Raw genomic sequence first — 19,351 nt, 5'->3', positions numbered from 1 at the left:
GGAAAGAATACATATATACAAATTTTCAGAATTTAAGGAGTTTAACATGAAAAAACGATACAAAATATTAATCGGCATCCTATTACCTCTTCTCATCTTATATGCTTCAACCATATTTTTAACGCGCGATTCAACATTTGATAAGGAAGTAATTGAACGATTTGATATTGAACAAATTAATGAAATTGAATTGATCCGTTCCTCTGATAACAAAACAATCACTATTACAGATGTAGCTACAATCAATCAAATAATGCAGCAATTTGAAGATCAGTCACTTCGAAAAGTCTATTTTTCCAATTCAGATTATGACGAGGCTTATTGGCTAACATTACGTAATAGTGATAACCTAGAAATAGGCATACGATTAGATAACTCAAAGCATTTATTCGTTTATTTGTATGAGGAAAACTATATGAAAGATTACAAGCTTTTAGATCAATTTAATATGACCCTTTTTGAGGATCTTTTTTAGATATTTTCATTCTTAAACGGTAAAAATCCGCTTCGATTAGATTCTACGCGGATTTTTATCGTTTATTTGTGGATTGCTTTTGTTTATTATATATAGCGGTAGTTTTCCTGCATCGATTGAATCGTTTCAATGATCTCTTCTCTAAGCTCAATTGGCTCTAGCACTTCAATGTTTGCCCCTTGGCTCAGCAGCCACATTTTAATACCATGTCCAAAAACTTCTGCTTCAAATAAATAATGCTCATCTTTTTTAGATACTATGTTTGCTGTTGGTAAGCGATCTAAAACCGCTTGCGGGGATGTTCCTTTAAAGATAAATTTCATACGTAACAGCTCGCCAGCATGCATAAACTGAATACGCTTACGGAACTCTCCTTCTTGAAAACGTTCGGTATAGGGTATTTGAAATTTTTGTTCGAGTTCTTGTAAATGTTGTATACGGTCGACTCTATAGACAATGGGCAAATCCTTTTCGACCTTATTATCGTAAGCAATTAAATAAAAGTAGTATTCTGAGAAAATAACGGCGAGTGGTTTTAAAATCTTTTCTGTCGGAATTGCTTCACCTTCACGTAAATAATCAATTTTAATGATTTTCTTTTTTTGAATTGCCTCTGACAGAGCCCAAATTAAACACAATAGAGACTTTTTATGATGTAAATCTACATACAAATGCTTTTCATTTAAAATAATATTGCGAATAAACTCCTGCTTATCGGCTGCAACAATCGAAATAAGCTTATCTATAATATCGCTCATTTCTGATTTTAGCAGCGCTCTTGATTCGATCAGAATTTTTACAATCGCTAAAACTTGCTCCTTCGATAAATTACTTTCCCCTGTATTTGTCAGCCTGTACACATTTTCGGTCCGAACATATTCTAAATGACTATCCAATTTAGCTTTTTCCAAATACGCTCGAATTTCATTCAAATCCCGTTGTATTGTTTTTTCTCCAACATTATGTGTAAATGCTTCTTGTTTTTTGTTAATTCCTTGACCATCTATTAGTCTGTCAAACATCGAAATGACACGATAGCCTTTGTTTTGTTGTGAATCCACCGTATATCCCACTCTTTCTTCATAGTTACAACTCTATTATACAAAATTAGTTGGACACTATTAGTCCTTTTAACTATAATTTTTCTATAACTTTGGTATAATTGGTGTATTCTAATTAGAAACAATAACCATTATACAGACTAAACATACTATACTTTTGTTATAATTAACTTTATTTTTACCAACTAATTCCGTAGTGGCAAATAAAAAAGAGCTTCAACCTTGTTGATTGAAGCCCTTCACGATTATGTCTATGAAATTAATGTATAGAGCGAGGTGTTGATTTCCGTTCCGACTGGGCGCTTTGTTGCTGTCGCTTCGCTTTCGCACAGTTAAAACATTTGTTGTTGCTGTCGCTTCGCTTTCGCACAATTAAAACATTTGTTGTTGCTGTCGCTTCGCTTTCGCACAGTTAAAACATTTGTTGTTGCTGTCACTTCGCTTTCGCACAGAGCAAAGCTTCCTGGGGGCGTCCGATGAGCCGCTTCACTCGCTAAGCTCGCTCCAGGGTCTCATCTGTGACGCTATCCCCAAGGAGTCGCCCAGCCTCCACTCCAATCAACCATTTCTTTTATCATATATCTTCTGGCATGTTATTCATTCTAATTAATAATATTAAAACGAAACTAAATTTCAACAATGTTTTTCATGCGCGAAAGCGCAGTGCGACTTAGTGGCATCAACAACATATCTTTGCAAAAAGTGAATACATTAGTTAGGTCTCCAACCTCGTTGATTGAAGCCCTTACCCGTTATTCTTTTACTCTTACTGCTGTTCCGTATGCTAATACCTCTGATGTGCCATCCATCACAGATGATGTGGAAAATCTTACGCCAACAATGGCATTTGCCCCTAACCGTCTTGCCTCTTCCTCCATAGCTTGCGTAGCAACTTCTCGGGAGCGAACGAGCATTTCTGCATACTCCTTCATCTCTCCTCCAACAATATTACGAAGTCCCGCCATCATATCGCGTCCAATATTTCTTGATTGTACAGAGTTACCTTTTACTAAGCCAAGTGTTTCTACAATTTCTTTTCCAACCACAATATCTGTTGTTGATAATAACATACAAAAACTCCTCCTATTTTTTATATTTTTGAACGGCTTGAACAGCTTCAGCGATGGAAGTCGTAATTACTCCCGTACGCTTAATTAAACCAATAACAAATAAATTACGATAAACAAACTGATTTTCAATTCCATCGCGTACAAGTGCCTCTATTTTCATCATATTGTCCCGACCTTGTTGACGAACATCTGTAAAGACACCTACGATTGGTCGATCGAGCATCGCAAATGCACCTATTTCTGCTGCTACACCTGAATCAATCTCAACACCATCTAAAACAGCTACTAATACATCGCTATTTTGCAGCATTTCTAAATCTGCTTGTGCAATCGCCAAACTATCCGCATAGGCCGTTTTATCGTTTATCGCATCATTCTCCTGTGGTACATATAATTCGATACCGGGTACTGCCTCTCTAATTGCCGCAGCGAGCTGTTCGTTGACTAAACGATCTCCTAAAGAAAATAATCCATTTGCTAAGTATGCTTTCATGTTAAAACTCCTATTCCAATATTTTTTCAAACACTATTTTATGTTGATCTTTTTTATCCACAAAAGTTGAGACAATATCAAATCCGTGTTTAATATTTGTGATGAGCATTGCTTTTCGCTCATTTCTACCATATGTACGAATTTTTTTAAAGCCAAGTGAATGTAGATGTTCGTGCTGAAGCTTCATTAATTGACTGGCAATTCCTTGACCACGTTTCTTCTCATGCACACCACCTAACCAGCTATAAAAAACACCATCTGGATGTGTGTAGCCTATTTTAAAGCCTATGATTTCCTCATCTTCTATAGCTAATAAACAAATGAGGCATTCTTTATTTTCAAGTTTTTCTAGTGGTAAATTTGCTCCATCAAATACATGTGCATGAATCTTCTGTAATCGCTTCAGCCAATCATATGGAACACCTTCAATTGTAACGATATACACCTTTATCACCCCTATCTCAACTGTCATTAATTATAGCAGAAAAAGGTTTAACTTTAAGGTTGAACAATGCAGTACGGTTTAACCGGAGTTAAAGAAAATTCATAGCAATCTTCATAAAGTGCTATGTTTTATCCTTAGTTCCAGTCGTCGAACACGTTAACTGACTTGCTTTGGGTATTTGGTTTACTTACCAAAAACATATGCCCCGTTCCCGTAAATCAAGGATAATAATCATACATATTTGGTATAGTTTGAGATAATAAGACAGTTATCTCAAACTATGTACCTTTTGATTTGCTGTTTAAATACCTTTTTATAATAAATTTTACGAGGATAACGTTCTTCTTTCAGTACCTCATAAAGAACACATTGACCTTCCTTGTAGAATACGGTAGCATCTTCGCATTCATCATAAAGGTGCCTTGATAATTGTTTTACTGATTCAATAGCTTCTTTTCCACTGATTCTCCATCCGAATCTAATCATATCGCTCTGGTCCATTGCGTCTCGATAAGTGTCAAAAACAATACATGTACCTGGCTCATGTTTATTGGAAAACACTAGTACATGACCAGTATGTACAGGCTGGTTAAAATAACGTTCGTAAATATCCTCGATTGGTGCACGAATACCAATCGCATCCATAATCGTTTTAAAATTCGGGTGAGGTATGTATTCATCTTTCCATTCGTCGGGATAATGAACTAGTTCTGAAATCGATGTCATAATCCAAAATTCATAATGCAAATTCAATCTCTCCTTTTACAATTAATAAAACAAAATGAAACGGTGATTTATTATGAATGATAACGGTATAGCTTTTCCATGTTCTACATGTAATAAAATACCTGATAAACTAGAATTAATCAAAAATAATTTCGAAGTCGTAGGATTTGAGGTGGGCATTGAGTGGTCCGATTTTCAAGCCAGTAATTTACCTTCTCTTGATGAAAAAATATGGGCACGATCAAGTAATCCTCCTCTTAATGGAAGTAGAAGAATCGTAATGGTCTGTTTTCCCTTTCAGATGACAGTAGGTGAAAGCTTTTGGATGTTATTTATGCCTGCCCTCTCATACTTTAACGGATGGGAAGAGCATCCTAGTGAAATCAATTCCTCGGCATTTGTTCATTGCATCTTTGAGCAGATTTTGTCTAGAAATGAAGAATGTGCGTGGATTGAAATCAGAATTCTGAATGTTGTTCTCTTAAAAGAAGCTTGCGATATTTGGTCTGATTCAAACGGTTCAGGTCATTTGGATTCTTTTCAGATGTTTAGGGATATATATGTGTTACATTACAACGAATGGATATTGATAAGTGCAAGTACGGAAAGCGATTTAGGAACATGGGCTCTCATCAAAAAGAAAAATGAACGCCACCATCTTATTGCGTTGGGAGAATGGGGATTTCATTATGACATCATATACGGGGGAAATAAAATCATTTCTGAAGACGAGTTAAATAAGCTATTGAGTAGCTCTGTTCCCTTGTAGTAAAAATAAAGAGCTTGTTCTCTCCTGATAACTACCAGATTTCAAAAGAGAAATAAGCTCTTTACAAAAAGATGAAATGTCCATTCCAATATCACTTTTAAGAATGGACAATTTCTTTTTCAACTCTACTGAATAAAAACTCTAAATTAGATTTCCATTCAATCCAGCATTCTGATTCACGCCATAACTCAACAATTTCCCTAATACCATCAGCATCTGGAACTTCAGCTCTAATATCATTTAAATATCTTAATATAAACTTCAATGATTCCTCATCCACATTTATTGAGTGAATTTTTTCAAATTCGTCTTCTGCATCATATAATTTCCCTGTATCAAGATACATTACATAAAGCTCTGCAAGCGCCATCGCACTTATATCGAAAAGGAAATCAATTTCATCGAAACTTTTCCCCAAAAAACCCTCTCGTTTCATCGCATTGATAACCTCTGATAGCTCTATATGATTTGATTCTGCATTATTTTGGATATAGTTCTCTAAAAAATCAACTACATCCAAGCCTTCATCGCTTTCTAATGGCTTATATCCCCTTGCTCCCATATTAAAACTCCTTCATATTTAAAATATAACAATTCTTCCAAATGTCCTACCCTTTGCTTTCCTATTAACTATGAGAGAATCTAGAATCATAGACATTATGGAGTTGTCTATCCCATTAAGTAATTCATTTCTAATTTAGTGTCGCAGCAGTAAAAACAAAAGCACGTCCATCCGCATTTAAAATCTGTAACCCATCATTCGTTTCAACTAGTGGTGTATCCCAATGAACATGGCCACAGCAAACCAATAGCTCAGCAGCATTCTGTAGTTCATTCCAAATATGTGGATTACCAGGTAGACCTTGTGCGCTAATCTTGGGACTTTCATGCAGTAGCAGGATGTCGGGAACATGCCTTAAAATGTCTCTGAGTTTTGCCAAATAATCAGCTTCTCCCATACGATTCGGTTTATCTCCCCTACCGATGATTCCTCCAAGCCCTGCAACTGCAAGATTTGCATAGATGACCGTACCCTCATCCGAGAAGAAATGTATTCCTGAGGTAGAATCCAATTCAACTTGTTCCTTATTCGTCAATAGGTCGTGATTTCCTGCGATGCCTGTGACAAATCCAAATTGACTCTGAAAAGCTCTCCATACAGGCAGAGGATTACCGCTAGCACCTCTTTTGGTTAGATCAGTGTATAAATCTCCACATAAGCAAACCATCACTTTGGCTGGGTCCAAATTTGGTAAATGGATTTGAAACAAAAGGGAGAGCACTTCCACAAGTTCCTCACCCAGTAGCTTTGGAACTTCTTCTATCGTTTCTTGATGATGACCTGCGATTCCTTGTAAATCAGAAGCAATAATTATCGCATCCAGCTCTTCTGGCAGTTCAAACATCTCTCCCCAATAAACAGGAAGCCATTCATAAGAAATACCCGCTCCCTTTGATGCAGTAGTAATGTATGGTAATTTCTCTAAAGGCTCTTTGGCAATATCAACGATTTTCAATGCTCTTTTTGTCTGTTTCTTCATTTAAGACATTCCCCTTACAGATAGGAATCAAAGTAGTACTTCATCTTTTCATTCGAATAATAAATTCTCTTTTTCTAGTTCATTCAAACTTATCTTTTGGAGCATTAGATTCGATTCTTCCACGTTAAAAATCTCCCACTACGAACCCAAAGCACATCATTTGGATTTCAGTTCGTTTTAGTGGGAGACTATTTTTTATCATCCGATTGTTTCCACAACGTTTCCTTGCTGATCTTTAATAGTTGTTTTTGCAATTTGGATGGAAATCCCCGGTATAGAGGATATTTCAAACTCTTGTTCTTGCGGCATCAAGCTTTGATGGAGTTCCATAACTGCCTTGTCATTTAAAGTAATGGTAACATCCGTTTCCTCCACGTTATACCCACATTTTTCACCCGGCTCAAATACAACACGGAATTCTTGACTAACTAAGGTTAGGCTTTTCTCTTTTAAAATCCGTCCGCGTAATAGCTTGCCGATTATTCCCGCTTGCTTTGCTCCTAGCGTTAACTTATTAGCTTGTTTGCTGAACAATCCCTTTTTGCCCTGTTCCCAAGCTAGTTGGTCTACGAATAAAAAGCCGGTACTAGAGCCATCTTCCTCCATTCCTTTTTCTACAGCTCCTGCAATGGATGGAATCTGTAAAAGAGATGCACGAGATAAATCAGTAACATAGCTCGGGATATATTCAAGACCTGCATTTAGCACACCCATTGTATTCCATGTTTGCATCGCCTCAAGCTCATCACCTGTAATACCGACCATTTGAATAAACTCTACTTGTCCATTCGGTGTATCAATAGCAGGCAACTCGGGATCTATCGTAAAGGCAAGTGCCGTTAAAAGCGTGTCTGCCCCTTGGCAGATTGGACCATTAGCATCCAAGTAATCACCTGATCTGAAAACATTGCCACTGTTAAACACATATCTTCCCATGTTTTGTAGCAAATTCAACGCCCATGCTGGTGGCTCCACCTCATCTTCTTTTCGGTCAAGACGAAATGTTAACTCAAACCCATATCCGCTGTATTCAGCATTTTCTGATTCTTTCTCATATAACTCAGAAAATCCATAAGTGACAAAATGCCAGTGTGGAACTGGTGTCTCACTCTTATAGGCACTGATTCCTTCAAGCGGATCTTCGCCCCCTAATAAATAGGGAATAACGGTTCCATAATGTTTCGGCTCTTGCTCCCCATAAATTATTAATAATACCTCATCAATTGCATCCCAGCCAGATGTATTTAATTCTTCACTCATCCATAACGCCCCTTTATGTATTTTTCAACTTCCTTTTAGTGGATGTTTGGACACCCGCTGAAAAGTAACTTAAACTCTATATCTCCCAACTATTGAGATGGAAGACTTCTAAAACTGACGTTTCACTTTCGTTACTAATATAATCACTTCAGATTCTACTTTAAAGTATATAATATACTCCAAAGAGAATAATACCCAACTTGATTACCTTTAATTTTATAACAGAATAGTTTAATGTTCATTAATCGATGAAGGATGTCGAGTTAATTATCGGGACTTAAGAATTATATCCAATGACAATCTGTATCGACTTCGGCCTAGAGTGACCATCAAGTGAAGCCTCGACGATATCTAAATATGCCGAGGCGTTATCAATAGCGAAGGTAAAAATAATTAAAATGATTCGAGGTTTGTCCTTAACCGTATAACATTGCTGGTGAACGCACACTTTGTAAATAGTCTGCAAGCTTCCCTGCGTATACTTTTTCTAAATAAGGTAATTGTGAAATGCAATGGGGGGTCATTAATGCTGGGTTTTGATAAACATTCAGCCCTCCAACCTTTAAAAGCATCGCCACAAATTGCGAACAAAAATAGGCGCGCTCTCTTCGAACCTCCCTTTGCATCATAACGCCAAAGAGCCCAATAAAATTATATTTATAACGATCGCGGTTCCAATACATATAATGTACGATCTTCATCATCTCTAAGTATTGATAATGGGATATTTTACAACGATAAATGACACAATCAGCTGTTTCAAATAGCCCTCTGACTGCATCTTCTCGTAAAAACCCCCCACTTAAAGGATTGTTTAATTGTCGACGTCCAAAGCTATACATTTCAAAGAGCTCCTCATCAAAAGCAATCGATGCATGATTCATCTCTTTTCCAGTATACATACCTATAGCTTTTGATAATAATGTACCTGTTTTTGTTAATACTATGTAAATGGTGTGTGCCATTTTCTCACCTACTTCAATATTGTTTCCTACTACCAATACGTTTTAAATATTCAATCGGTTTCATTAATTTCCTGTTTTTATAAGTATATATTATGATACTATATTTTTTCTTAGTAAAAACTGAATATTTTCTTAATTTTTCGTAAATGCTTTTAGAGTTTTTTAAACCACCTTTATTTATATGTTTTGAATCGTATTCTTATGTGTGACACTGAGTACTTAGGTATATGTATGTACGAGAGGAAATGTGATTGTAGAAGGGTGTGATGAAAGTTTGAGAGCTAATTGTTTATTAGATAACTAAAGAAAGAGTGAAGCAGATAACTAATAATGGTCTGTACCCCAATTGTTAGTCACAAGTGGGGCACAATTTCCATGCTATCCATTTTTTCAATCTGCGTTTTCATGCTTGATTATACTTTAATTCTTCACCGTTTCCTGACAATTATTTTGATATATACTTATTGCTTCTTTTAAAAATAGTTGCTCCTGTTCTGTAAAAGGATTTGGAAATTTGAATGTTTCTGTAAATGGTAGCTTTTTTTCAACTAAATCTAAATTCCCTTTCAAGGTTTCATTCATAAGCTGTAGAAGTGTTCTAACCGTTTCTTGAGCTTCTTTTGAAGAAGGTATAGCGTCTGTAAACGTTAAATGTTTAATTTCTGATAAAACTTTAGTCCATTTTCTATCTAAATCGAGTTCCTCAGATTTATTTATACTAAATAATTCATCAGTTATATCTTTTGAAAAGTGTTCTTTAAACCATGTTTCGGTGTTTTCAGCAAACATTAATTTTTGTAGCATAGCACAAAATATCTCGATATTGATAACTTCTTCATCTTTCACTGTTTCAATAAGATGGTTTAAATCGGCTAATATATTTATGATTTCAAGTTGTTTAGCTTCAAACAACTGTTTTTGATTGTTTAAAGATTTTAAGATAATTTCACCTTTAATCTTGTTTTTTTGCAGCATATCTTTAATTTCCTTTAGCGACAAGCCTAGAAACTGTAATGACTTAATGTTTTGTAAAGTAGATAGGTCCTCTGTAGAATATAGTCTATGTCCACCCTCTGTGTAATCACTTGGTTTCAGTAAGTCTATACTGTCATAATAGCGTAGGGTTCTAATACTAACACCAGACTTTTGTACAAGCTCACCTATCGTAAATATACCTTTCCCCACAAATTATTCTCTCCTTAATGATTGACTTTAAAGTATCGTATAACGGGATAAGAAAACTTTTTTCCCTTTAAAGTATAAATTGCAGCAACTACTATTAGTATTGTTTCAAGAATAATAAGTGCAAAAGAAATCATTGAAACCGCGCTCCATTTTTTAGAAATAAAAGTTAATAACAAAAAAATCGGGAAGAAAGTAAAGTGAAGGTTCATCCCTTCTTTTGCATGGTCAGCAAAATATTTATTCTTATCCCTCGATACTAAGTATACCAAAATTGGTAAAATAAAGGTTAATAATAGTGAGAACAGATGCATTAAACTTGCCAATCCTCTATTTAATAAACTCTCTTTTTTCATTGTGCCGTTCCTCCAATAGCTTTTTTGATTGTTACCTTTTGATGAGTAACTAAATTCATCATAAAAGGTGACGCTACTAGAGATTCAAGGACAAATTCAATTAAATAATTTATATGTAATAAATAGCTGTTGTTATTTTTAGTTTTCCGTATTGTATGATATAATTCATTTACTGACTAACCTAAGCAAGACAATATTAAGCTGTAGCGATGCCGTACGCTACAGCTTTTTTTGTACTGAATTAAGACTCACTAAAATCATTCTCCTCCTCAAGGATTATTTCTTTCTAAATACTCCTCGGCTAGTTGAGGATTTTTGTATATCGCCATACCAGTTTTCAACTTTTTAAAGCCAACCTTTTCATAAAAAGATTCATTTCCAGTTGTTGCAATTAACTGAATACAAGAAACATCCCCTAATTGCTGAATGATGTCATCTAAAAGAGTTCTGGCAATTCCTCTTCCTTGATAATCTCTATGTACGACAACATCATAAATTACGGCATTGAAAACACCGTCTGAAAGAGCTCTCGCAAATCCGATAATTTGATGATCTTTTACTGCGAAAACTTTGTGTGTACTTGCATTGAAAACTTTTCTTATTATGCTTTCGTCATGTTTCATCCACCCTACCGATTGATAAACTTCTTTTAACATTGTTAGCTCGTTTTCCTCTACGTTATATGTAAGTAATAACATTTTTCATTCCCCCATTTTGTTTGTCATTTCCTTAAATATATATGTGTATTGCTTACTATATTTCACCATCAAATTAAAGCATTTATAAACCAAGTCTCTTGACGAACACTTGTTCTGGTATTAGAATAATAAAAAAAGGAGGCAATTTTATGCAAAAAACGAACACCATTGAATTAGTACATTTCTCTGAAGAGTTTGTGGATAGTTTGAATGACTTTGACCTTCCAGCAGAACAAAGTCAATTTACTACCCTTCCAAAAGAGATTTCTATAGAAATGGTTGGACAATATCCGATTGTTATTTTGAGTGACCATGTTCCTGTAGGATTTTTTGTCCTGCATGCAACTGATAGAGTAAAAGAGTACTCTACTAATCCAAAAGCTATGCTGCTTACTGCATTATCTATTGACCATAAACAACAAGGAAATGGGTATGCCAAAAAAGGGATGCTTGCACTGCCTGAATTTATTAAAAGAAAATTTAAAGATTGTAATGAAGTCGTTTTAGTCGTTAATCATAAAAATATTCCGGCTCAAAACTTGTATTTAAAAGCTGGCTTTGTCGATAACGGGGAAAGAAGAATGGGACGTATTGGCGAGCAAATTGTTATGAACCTATACCTTAAATAGATATTCAAAAATCACTCTTCATGACATGGGTGATTTTTTTGTTCTCTCCTTACAGCATACTGATATACAGTACTGGCTATATTATTCTGAATATTTATAAGGAATTCCTCAAGGCCAGTTTTAATTTTATTACTTTTATGCATAACACACCTACATTTATATGTTAAAGTTTTAAATTGCCATGTATTGAGCTACCTCGGTACTATTTAGCTACATATGGAAACAACAAGCTAAAAATTCAAGTTATACACCTATACCAGTAAGTGAAGATATTTCTATGCTGCGAGTATTTTACTTTCGTATAAGATATTCCTGTATAAAAATAAATCAGCTACCTAATATCGATAAACATTACCAATACTAGATAACTGACTTATCGTAGAAATTCACCCTAAGCTCTTTCGGTATTTTATAAATCCGTAAATGTTGGTGGTTTCTTTTTGAAGCCTTTCGTCGTAATAAAAGCATAGATAAAACCGATTGCAAGCCAGATAAAGCCTACCTTCAATGTCATCGGTGATAAATTAATAAATAAGTAGAGACAAATACCAAATCCTAGCCCTGGAATTAATAAGTATCGAATTATTTTCATTTCTTTTTTACGGAAGACGTAATACACGATCACTGACAAATTGACAAACATAAATCCTGTCAGGCCTCCAAAGTTCATTAATTCTGCTATAAAATTTGCCGATAAAAACAGCGCTCCTATAACACTAATCACACACATCAATAAAATATTGTATACCGGTGTTTGATATTTTGGATGTAAATGTGTGAAAAACTTTTTCGAAAGTACCTCATCACGCCCCATACTAAACATTAAACGAGATGCACTTGCTTGTCCTGTTAAACCAGCTGTCACTGTTGATACAATAATCGCAACCGTATAAAGAGTTGCAAGAACTGCACCTCCTGCTTTTTCCGCTACATCAAATAAAGCCGTATCAGCTGAACTAAAGTTTGTAACATCAGGCCATACGAGCTGAGCTACATATGCTTGCACAATAAAAATAAGTCCTCCGATTAAACAAGCTAAAATAGCTGCCTTCCAAATATCCTCTTTTGGATTGACTGCCTCTTCAGAAAGTGTTGTAATCGAATCGAACCCTAAAAATGAGAAGCAGGCCATTGCTGCACCAGAAATAATTGCAGACATAACGAATTTTTCATCGTTGAAAAACGGGACAACAGTAAAGAGCGACGTATCACCTTCCACACCGACAATTGTCTTTACACAAAAAATCACAAAAATAACAACTACAATTCCCATAAATATAACGAGGATTTGATTTGTTTTTGCTGCGATGCCAATACCTAGAATATTGACTGTAGTTATAATACCTGCAATTAATAACACCCATACCCAATACGGAACAGATGGTATTAATGCATTCGCATATGAAGCACCTACCATGAATACAATGAGTGGCACTAAGACATAATCCATAAACATTGCCCAACCCGCAAAAAAACCTAAATGCGGATTGATTGCACGCTGGGTATATGTGTAAGTTGACCCTCCATTCGGAAAAACAGCAGCCATGCGACCGTAACTATATGCAGAAAACATCATTGCAACCATCGCAATCAAGTAGGCTAATGGCAACATCCCACCTGTAGACTCTGCTGCAAAGCCATAAATATAAGCTGGCGCAATCGGTGTCATAAAAGCAATACCATAAATGACTAAATCTTTTAATGTTAAAACACGCTTTAACTGTGGTGTATGAACATTTGGTGTTTGACTCATAGTCCATTTCCTCTCACAGGTTCATTGGTTCGTGTTTTGATAGTTCTTCCGTTACTAAATCAATTACTTCATCTGTACTCATCACTTGGCAATAAATTTGATTCATAATCATAATTTCTGCATCATGAAGCTGTTGCGTTGCAGCTGCACATGCATCTTCAACTAAAATAACTTCAAATCCTGCGTCAGCTAAACTTCGAACTGTTGAAGCAACACATTGATCTGTTACAACACCTGTACAAACTACTGTTTCAATGCCCATATTACGCAGTAAAAATTCATAATTCGTACCACTTAATACGCTATCTGTCGTTTTATTTACAACAATTTCGTCATCAAGAGGCTTTAATTCATCCACCATCTCCGCTCCTGGGTCACCGATTGGCAATAAAATATTGTTCCATCCTGTCCGGCGTTGTACAGGAGAACGATCTCGTCCATCTTTATGATGGCAAGCAATGCGACCAAATGTTACTTCTAATTTATTAGTACGGAAAAAATCTAAAAGCTTTTTATTGTTCGGGATCGTTAAATTGTCGATACGATCAAAAAAGTATTCCCACTGATCAAACATGCCCTTTTCTCTTGCAACCTGCGCGTCTAATCCGTCTCGGCTAATAAACTGATTTTGCATGTCTACTATTAGTAATGCTGTTTTATCAGGGTTCACGTTTATTTTTTGACCGTCAGTCGGTAAAAATTCATAGTATAATGTTGATGTATTATCCATAAAATCCCCCCAAAATACCTCTAATTCTAAAATGTATTGACAAATAAAATATAGACTCTCTGAGCAAAAGAATCTGTCTAACACAAAAAAGACCTACCCATTTCTAGAAACTTAAAATGAATCGACCATTTAAAATTCCCACTGTTTGTCTAAACAGAGATAGCACAACTTCCTAAACATTTATGTTTAGGAAGACAGTCCTGTAACTATTCGCTACAGCCCCAGTAAATAATGGCGAGAACTCATCACATACTTCGGCGACACTTCCTTGTATCTAATATCTTCATCTTCTCGGACTCCATTAGGAATTATTAACTGCCGCGCCTCTACCTATCTATCAGAAAATTAAGAATTATTTAATTATTTGAAACAATTATATTATTGCGTTTTTTATATGTCAACTTTAAAATTTACTATATTTTATAAGATTTATCGCGCATAACCACAAAAAAAGACAATCAAAACACTTAAAACAATAACTATTTACAATAAATACAAACAATACATCAACAATTGTATAAGTATTTAGTTATTCACCTTTTGATTTTTCATTACCTAAAAACGATTCACAATATAATTCCAACACCAATCAAGCAACAGCCTCGCAATGTACGGAGTGTATGAACAACATAACCCGAAAATGTTACTTTATTCATATCTTTTGTTTCATCACATATATTTCAAATGAATTTTAAGTTATGCGAATAAAAAATCATCTTTCTCTCACACTAATAGTGGAGGTGAGATGATCATGGGTAGTAATAAACATAAAAATAATAAAACACAAGACAACAAAAAACAGCAGAATCAAAATCAAAATGCTAACAGAGAACGTAAAAATGAAAACAGAGAAGAGTTCGCTGAGGAAGTAGATTTCAGTAGTATTCAAAATGAAAATAAACGTTAGTAGTGATATCAAAATTAATTTTGATCTCCCAATATTCACCTATAAAAAGTTGAGTATTGGGGTTTTTCTTAGTCTGTAAACATCACCTTGCTCCATCTCTTTCAAATTCTAAAAATACAAATAACCCGGAAATAATTCCAGGCGGATTACCACTTGCTTTTTTCATTCATGACACACTGTCTCGCTTTCGCATGCGATCTTAAGAATAACCTAAGATAACCGTTCTTTAGCTTTCAGTTGATGGTTATTCAGAGTAAACGATCTATTGTATTCATCGGGTTACCCCTCTTTTCTGCTTGATTAGTAAAAAAACGTCTTCACTTATAATAAGAATTTATCTATTACCAAAGCCGTAGCACAATAAATATCTACTGGTATCCATAATAGCCATCCTATCAACCAGTTTAAATTTATATATACATTAGGTGATATTATTTTCAATGCTACATTTGTATTTTCTACGAGTTCAATATTTTTCCGTACCCCTTCAGAAATATTCTCAACCTTCAGTTCTGCTTGAGTTAAATTAGGATTATGAAAATCAACTTCTAAAAATGTGTATTGCGGATTTGAAATCGACAATTTTACACTCCTTCGTTTCACCCTAATTCCTTAATAAAGCTTAAATTTCAAGTGGCGTTTGGTCTATTATATTCACAACATAATAACAACATGCACTATTAATTTACAAAGTTTTGCAATGAGTACATCAACATGTCGATTATTGAAGTTATTTTCTAAAGAGGGTTTTTGGTTTTAATTATTCTTCCAACTAGTTTACATAATATAATTATTCAATCAATCCCCTATTTAGCAAGCTCTCTCTTGCTCCCGCTCCGTAAACCGATCGGTAACATGATGTTCCCCCACAGTAATTAAAGTATCTGACCTGTAATTTATAGTAATTACTTTCTTCCTCTACGCTCTTTAGATAAGTTGCTTTTCAACAGATTCTTCACACCTCTAGCTCCAGAACTTGGCGATGGTAGACAATTGAACGCTTCAATGGATTCACCTTCTTTAAACTTTACTTTTTCCCTTCGCTCGACTTGTGTTTTATTTTGAACGCCAAATCGTTTGGCTATGGAAACATAGCTTTCGTTACCAGCTAAATATGCCTGAACTTCTAATTTAAACTCATTTGTATTCGAATTATTTTTTCTAGGCAAAGAAAAATCCCCTTTAAGTAGAATGTTAAAGGGGATCATATTATCATTGGGGATAGCCAATTTTTTAATTAGAGAATTCACTTTGGATAATTAATTTGTTTTTACGTTTTTCATCTGAAAGGTCTTGGTTAATAATATAGAGATCATTTTCCGCAGAAAACCTATAAATATCGGGAGTTTCCAACTCTCCATTTTTAACCAGTAAATTATTCTTTACCTTAAATTTCATAAAATATTTATCATCATAAGAAAAAAACACTTGGTTATTAAAATCTGTGTAAATAGAATTTACAATTAATACATCCGAAACAACTTCTTGCGTTTGTTTATTCGAAACATTATAAAAAAGAAGCTTTCGTTCATCAACTATAGGTTCACTAGGGTCATTAAAGGTTAGATAAATAAATTGTTGCCCATTTAGCAAACTTGCCCAACCAATAAATTGATAGTCCGTTTTTATTTCTTCGATTTCTTTACTTTTCAAATCATATAAATATAAATAACCTACATTATTTTTTTATCAGTTAATAATATTTTTCCATCCTTTGCAGATAAAAACATATTCATAAATGTATAATTATTTAAATCAAATATACTGTCAGTTTCATTTGTTTTAAGATTTTTCAACATAACTTTCGGCTTTCCCGTCCTTAAATCTATTGATATCCAAGTAGCATAGTCTTCAACAAGTACAGGAAAATCATTATCGATATTTGGATTATTTTCTTCTGTTAATGGTTGTATTTCATTCGTCTTTAAATTCATCAAATACGAATTTTTCTGTCCACCACCTTCATCAGCATCAACCCACACTAACCAATTATCATTCATTTCTAGACCTTGGACAGACGGAAATTCAAATTTGCTATTAAATATAGTTTTGTATTGCTGAGTCTTTCGATTATATTGAATGATCTTATTATCTAGACCAGACGGACTCTTATAATCCACACTCATGAAAATTGAGCTAGCGTTCCCCTTAAAAGAAGTTATCCTAGAAAAAGGAACATCTACTGTTTTATTAAAATCTTCATCTACTATTTGATAATATTCAAGAGTCTCATCTTCAGCATTATTATTGTTTTGAACCACTTTTAAAATAACTAGTAGAGCAACAACTAAGCTGGCAATTAACCCGAATGCTACTAATGTATTTTTTTTCAAAATAATCTCTCCAAATAACCTAGTTATTTAATTTTGTTTATTTTACCAAATCATTGCAGGGTTAGTACCATCAGCTTTATATACTGCTTTTGCAATACCTTTACCCTCTCTAGTAGTATCTGTTGCAATTCCGATAGTTGTCCAATATGTTCCAGTGCCTGTGTATTTTGTATGATGATTTGGATCTACAATCCTTAGAGTCTTATTCGATTCTTTGTACCCACTTATCGTTACATAGTGACGAAAATTTGTACCTTTATATTGTTCAATCCATTCTGTTTCTGTTAATAAGATTGGTGCTGTTTTTTCATTCTTTAAGCTATCAATAATACGTGAAATAAACGTTTTTTGGGGATCATTACTGTCAATAATACTACCTACTATATAAGGGGTTGAACTAAAGCCATATACATTTTTATATTTATTTAAACCGTTACTTAGATCTGTAGATTTTGTTGGTCCTTTTTCTGGTAGAACTCCAATAGTGACACCAAAGTGCTCTTGAGTTGGCAAAGCTTCTTTACTTTTACTTTTTGCTTTGTGGAAACTTAAAGCTTGTCTTCCTGACGCTGGACCGCAAAAATTTTTATACGCTTGCTTATTGTAGGTAACTGGTATTGTATAATAGGCGGAAGCACGTGCTAAACCTTGTTCTTGTTCTCGTTTTTCTCTTTCGGCAATTTCTAAATCCCTTTGTCTCGCCAATTCATCATAATATTCTTTGTTTTCTATATAATCTATATCTACATTCGAAGCACCACTACCATTTTCTTCTTCTGAAGCTGCCTTAGAATTTTCAGGTAATGCACCAAGACTCATTGTAAGTAAAATTAAAGCGCTTATAGCATATCTTCTATTCATTATTTATCCTCCATCCTTTATTTTATTGTGTCTTTGATTTTAAAAGCTAAGCATTACAATAAGAATCGTTTTCTTCGATTTTGTTCTTTTTGTTTAAATAGGTAAATTGTTTTATTTCGCAATACATAACATGTTGATATAGAATGAACTATACTTCCTGTAGCCCCCTAAAAATTCATATCTAATGGTAATAAACTATAAATAATAATATAGTCACAATATTCCGTTAATTATCTTCACCTCTCTCCTTAATTGTCGTCTAGTTAATACCTTCTCACTGATAGTATAATCGTCGGGCATTCTTTTCCTATTTTTTCAAATAAGTTTTACGCTAGGAGGATCGGCTCCTCCTAAATCTTTGACTTGTAATGGATTAACAAACTTAGCCTCTTTTGCAACCACCTTTAGTTTTTCAACTAACGGCGATCTATTACCAAAAATAATTAATATTCACATACAGTAAACTCCTATATTAGACGATATTACCGCGCGATTTTTGTATAAACAAGGCGATTTTCGTCACTTCAAGTAAAACATTACGAATATTTTGATTTTTATAACTTATAAAGAAATATATTAACATAAAGAAAAAGTGTACTCATAATATAGTTCAAATGAGTATTACCTAGTTTAATAGTCAAAAGGTGTAATACTGCATACTCATCAAAAAATGCAAGTAGTTGTTTATGAAAGAAAGTCACCGTAATTTTAAACAATCGACCGGCTTTGGAAGAGTTGGATACATAAAAGAGGATGAACATAAGTATTTTTAACAAGCAAAAATTATAAATACCCACAAAAAAAGCGCTAGAAATCAACGTCTAAAATGATTTCTAGTGCTTTTTAAAGTTCTGACCTATTTTGTTCCAGCCTCTTGGTGAGTAAATTCCGATAACAAAATGTTAGCATCTATTCACACATTCCCCCTGTGGGAAGTTGATGTGGCAACACATGGATGCTGGTAGGGTTTTATTATAAAATCGGCTATCTGGTTTCTTAACACCTGCTTGACTCCTTCTTCATCAACCAAAGCCAATCCATACATATAGGGGCGACGACCTACTAGTACTGCCTTTGCCCCTAAGGTAATTGGCGTT

General features: G+C 34.4%; 24 protein-coding genes and 1 riboswitch. Of the genes, 4 read left to right on the top strand and 20 right to left on the bottom strand.

Annotated features, from left to right (window positions below; all coding sequences use genetic code 11):
• The first annotated feature begins 46 nt into the window (after positions 1–46).
• Positions 47–475: a hypothetical protein gene (locus ACVYAD_RS14470; protein WP_476426923.1), complete on the top strand. Its 429-nt coding sequence runs from the start codon at positions 47–49 to the stop codon at positions 473–475.
• Between the two features lie 86 nt (positions 476–561).
• Here ACVYAD_RS14470 and ACVYAD_RS14465 read toward each other — a convergent pair whose 3' ends face one another.
• The 5 genes from ACVYAD_RS14465 to ACVYAD_RS14445 form a co-directional block, all read right to left on the bottom strand.
• The gene (locus ACVYAD_RS14465; RefSeq protein WP_386828228.1) at positions 562–1,536 is read right to left on the bottom strand and encodes a helix-turn-helix transcriptional regulator; all 975 of its coding nucleotides are present in this window, start codon (positions 1,534–1,536) and stop codon (positions 562–564) included.
• A 752-nt stretch (positions 1,537–2,288) separates the two neighbouring features.
• Complete coding sequence (locus ACVYAD_RS14460) at positions 2,289–2,606, bottom strand: YbjQ family protein (protein WP_349658191.1); 318 nt, start codon at positions 2,604–2,606, stop codon at positions 2,289–2,291.
• Between the two features lie 13 nt (positions 2,607–2,619).
• A complete protein-coding gene (locus tag ACVYAD_RS14455) occupies positions 2,620–3,099 on the bottom strand; it encodes a nucleoside 2-deoxyribosyltransferase (RefSeq protein ID WP_323645644.1) in 480 nt (159 codons plus the stop codon).
• A 10-nt stretch (positions 3,100–3,109) separates the two neighbouring features.
• Positions 3,110–3,544, bottom strand: coding sequence for a GNAT family N-acetyltransferase (locus tag ACVYAD_RS14450; protein ID WP_476426922.1), 435 nt, complete (start codon positions 3,542–3,544; stop codon positions 3,110–3,112).
• A gap of 273 nt (positions 3,545–3,817) precedes the next feature.
• The gene (locus tag ACVYAD_RS14445; protein WP_476426921.1) at positions 3,818–4,291 is read right to left on the bottom strand and encodes a hypothetical protein; all 474 of its coding nucleotides are present in this window, start codon (positions 4,289–4,291) and stop codon (positions 3,818–3,820) included.
• A 52-nt stretch (positions 4,292–4,343) separates the two neighbouring features.
• Between ACVYAD_RS14445 and ACVYAD_RS14440 the strand changes: the two genes are divergently transcribed.
• Positions 4,344–5,039, top strand: coding sequence for a hypothetical protein (locus ACVYAD_RS14440; RefSeq protein ID WP_476426920.1), 696 nt, complete (start codon positions 4,344–4,346; stop codon positions 5,037–5,039).
• A 97-nt stretch (positions 5,040–5,136) separates the two neighbouring features.
• Here the strand turns inward: ACVYAD_RS14440 and ACVYAD_RS14435 are convergent, their stop codons facing one another.
• The 7 genes from ACVYAD_RS14435 to ACVYAD_RS14405 all read right to left on the bottom strand — a co-directional run bounded on the left by ACVYAD_RS14435 (position 5,137) and on the right by ACVYAD_RS14405 (position 11,041).
• Positions 5,137–5,601 carry a DUF4259 domain-containing protein gene (locus ACVYAD_RS14435; RefSeq protein WP_476426919.1) on the bottom strand — a complete coding sequence of 155 codons (465 nt, stop codon included), beginning with the start codon at positions 5,599–5,601 and terminating at the stop codon, positions 5,137–5,139.
• A 130-nt stretch (positions 5,602–5,731) separates the two neighbouring features.
• Complete coding sequence (locus ACVYAD_RS14430; protein ID WP_476426918.1) at positions 5,732–6,580, bottom strand: metallophosphoesterase family protein; 849 nt, start codon at positions 6,578–6,580, stop codon at positions 5,732–5,734.
• A 198-nt stretch (positions 6,581–6,778) separates the two neighbouring features.
• Positions 6,779–7,840 (bottom strand): suppressor of fused domain protein, encoded by a 1,062-nt coding sequence (locus ACVYAD_RS14425; RefSeq protein WP_476426917.1) that lies wholly within the window; start codon positions 7,838–7,840, stop codon positions 6,779–6,781.
• A 416-nt stretch (positions 7,841–8,256) separates the two neighbouring features.
• Positions 8,257–8,805 (bottom strand): hypothetical protein, encoded by a 549-nt coding sequence (locus ACVYAD_RS14420; protein ID WP_476426916.1) that lies wholly within the window; start codon positions 8,803–8,805, stop codon positions 8,257–8,259.
• 420 nt (positions 8,806–9,225) lie between these two features.
• The gene (locus ACVYAD_RS14415; RefSeq protein ID WP_349658199.1) at positions 9,226–9,990 is read right to left on the bottom strand and encodes a MerR family transcriptional regulator; all 765 of its coding nucleotides are present in this window, start codon (positions 9,988–9,990) and stop codon (positions 9,226–9,228) included.
• A gap of 14 nt (positions 9,991–10,004) precedes the next feature.
• Complete coding sequence (locus ACVYAD_RS14410; RefSeq protein ID WP_476426915.1) at positions 10,005–10,343, bottom strand: magnetosome magnetite crystal formation protein family; 339 nt, start codon at positions 10,341–10,343, stop codon at positions 10,005–10,007.
• A 269-nt stretch (positions 10,344–10,612) separates the two neighbouring features.
• On the bottom strand, positions 10,613–11,041 hold the full coding sequence (locus ACVYAD_RS14405) for a GNAT family N-acetyltransferase (protein WP_349658201.1): 429 nt from the start codon (positions 11,039–11,041) through the stop codon (positions 10,613–10,615).
• Positions 11,042–11,190: 149 nt separating this feature from the next.
• On the opposite strand from ACVYAD_RS14405, the gene ACVYAD_RS14400 reads away from it, so the two are divergent.
• A complete protein-coding gene (locus ACVYAD_RS14400; RefSeq protein ID WP_476426914.1) occupies positions 11,191–11,670 on the top strand; it encodes a GNAT family N-acetyltransferase in 480 nt (159 codons plus the stop codon).
• Positions 11,671–12,079: 409 nt separating this feature from the next.
• On the opposite strand, the gene ACVYAD_RS14395 is transcribed toward ACVYAD_RS14400, so the two are convergent.
• Positions 12,080–13,423, bottom strand: coding sequence for an APC family permease (locus ACVYAD_RS14395; protein WP_476426913.1), 1,344 nt, complete (start codon positions 13,421–13,423; stop codon positions 12,080–12,082).
• Positions 13,424–13,436: 13 nt separating this feature from the next.
• Positions 13,437–14,153 carry a cysteine hydrolase family protein gene (locus ACVYAD_RS14390; RefSeq protein ID WP_476426912.1) on the bottom strand — a complete coding sequence of 239 codons (717 nt, stop codon included), beginning with the start codon at positions 14,151–14,153 and terminating at the stop codon, positions 13,437–13,439.
• A gap of 152 nt (positions 14,154–14,305) precedes the next feature.
• Positions 14,306–14,490, bottom strand: a riboswitch (Lysine riboswitch).
• Between the two features lie 414 nt (positions 14,491–14,904).
• On the opposite strand from ACVYAD_RS14390, the gene ACVYAD_RS14385 reads away from it, so the two are divergent.
• Entirely contained in the window at positions 14,905–15,060 is a 156-nt protein-coding gene (locus tag ACVYAD_RS14385) for a hypothetical protein (RefSeq protein ID WP_476426911.1), read from the top strand.
• Between the two features lie 321 nt (positions 15,061–15,381).
• Here the strand turns inward: ACVYAD_RS14385 and ACVYAD_RS14380 are convergent, their stop codons facing one another.
• The 6 genes from ACVYAD_RS14380 to ACVYAD_RS14355 all read right to left on the bottom strand — a co-directional run bounded on the left by ACVYAD_RS14380 (position 15,382) and on the right by ACVYAD_RS14355 (position 19,344).
• Positions 15,382–15,642, bottom strand: coding sequence for a hypothetical protein (locus tag ACVYAD_RS14380; RefSeq protein ID WP_476426910.1), 261 nt, complete (start codon positions 15,640–15,642; stop codon positions 15,382–15,384).
• 323 nt (positions 15,643–15,965) lie between these two features.
• On the bottom strand, positions 15,966–16,229 hold the full coding sequence (locus ACVYAD_RS14375; protein WP_476426909.1) for a hypothetical protein: 264 nt from the start codon (positions 16,227–16,229) through the stop codon (positions 15,966–15,968).
• Between the two features lie 64 nt (positions 16,230–16,293).
• On the bottom strand, positions 16,294–16,713 hold the full coding sequence (locus ACVYAD_RS14370) for a hypothetical protein (protein WP_476426908.1): 420 nt from the start codon (positions 16,711–16,713) through the stop codon (positions 16,294–16,296).
• Between the two features lie 20 nt (positions 16,714–16,733).
• Positions 16,734–17,393, bottom strand: coding sequence for a hypothetical protein (locus ACVYAD_RS14365; RefSeq protein WP_476426907.1), 660 nt, complete (start codon positions 17,391–17,393; stop codon positions 16,734–16,736).
• 42 nt (positions 17,394–17,435) lie between these two features.
• On the bottom strand, positions 17,436–18,254 hold the full coding sequence (locus tag ACVYAD_RS14360) for a C39 family peptidase (RefSeq protein ID WP_476426906.1): 819 nt from the start codon (positions 18,252–18,254) through the stop codon (positions 17,436–17,438).
• Between the two features lie 913 nt (positions 18,255–19,167).
• Positions 19,168–19,344 carry an alpha-hydroxy-acid oxidizing protein gene (locus tag ACVYAD_RS14355; RefSeq protein WP_476426986.1) on the bottom strand — a complete coding sequence of 59 codons (177 nt, stop codon included), beginning with the start codon at positions 19,342–19,344 and terminating at the stop codon, positions 19,168–19,170.
• Positions 19,345–19,351: the final 7 nt, after the last annotated feature.

Source organism: Lysinibacillus sp. G1-3, assembly GCF_056322905.1.
The sequence above is the reverse complement of the archived record's forward strand: the minus strand, read 5'-3'. Positions and strand labels throughout refer to the sequence as shown.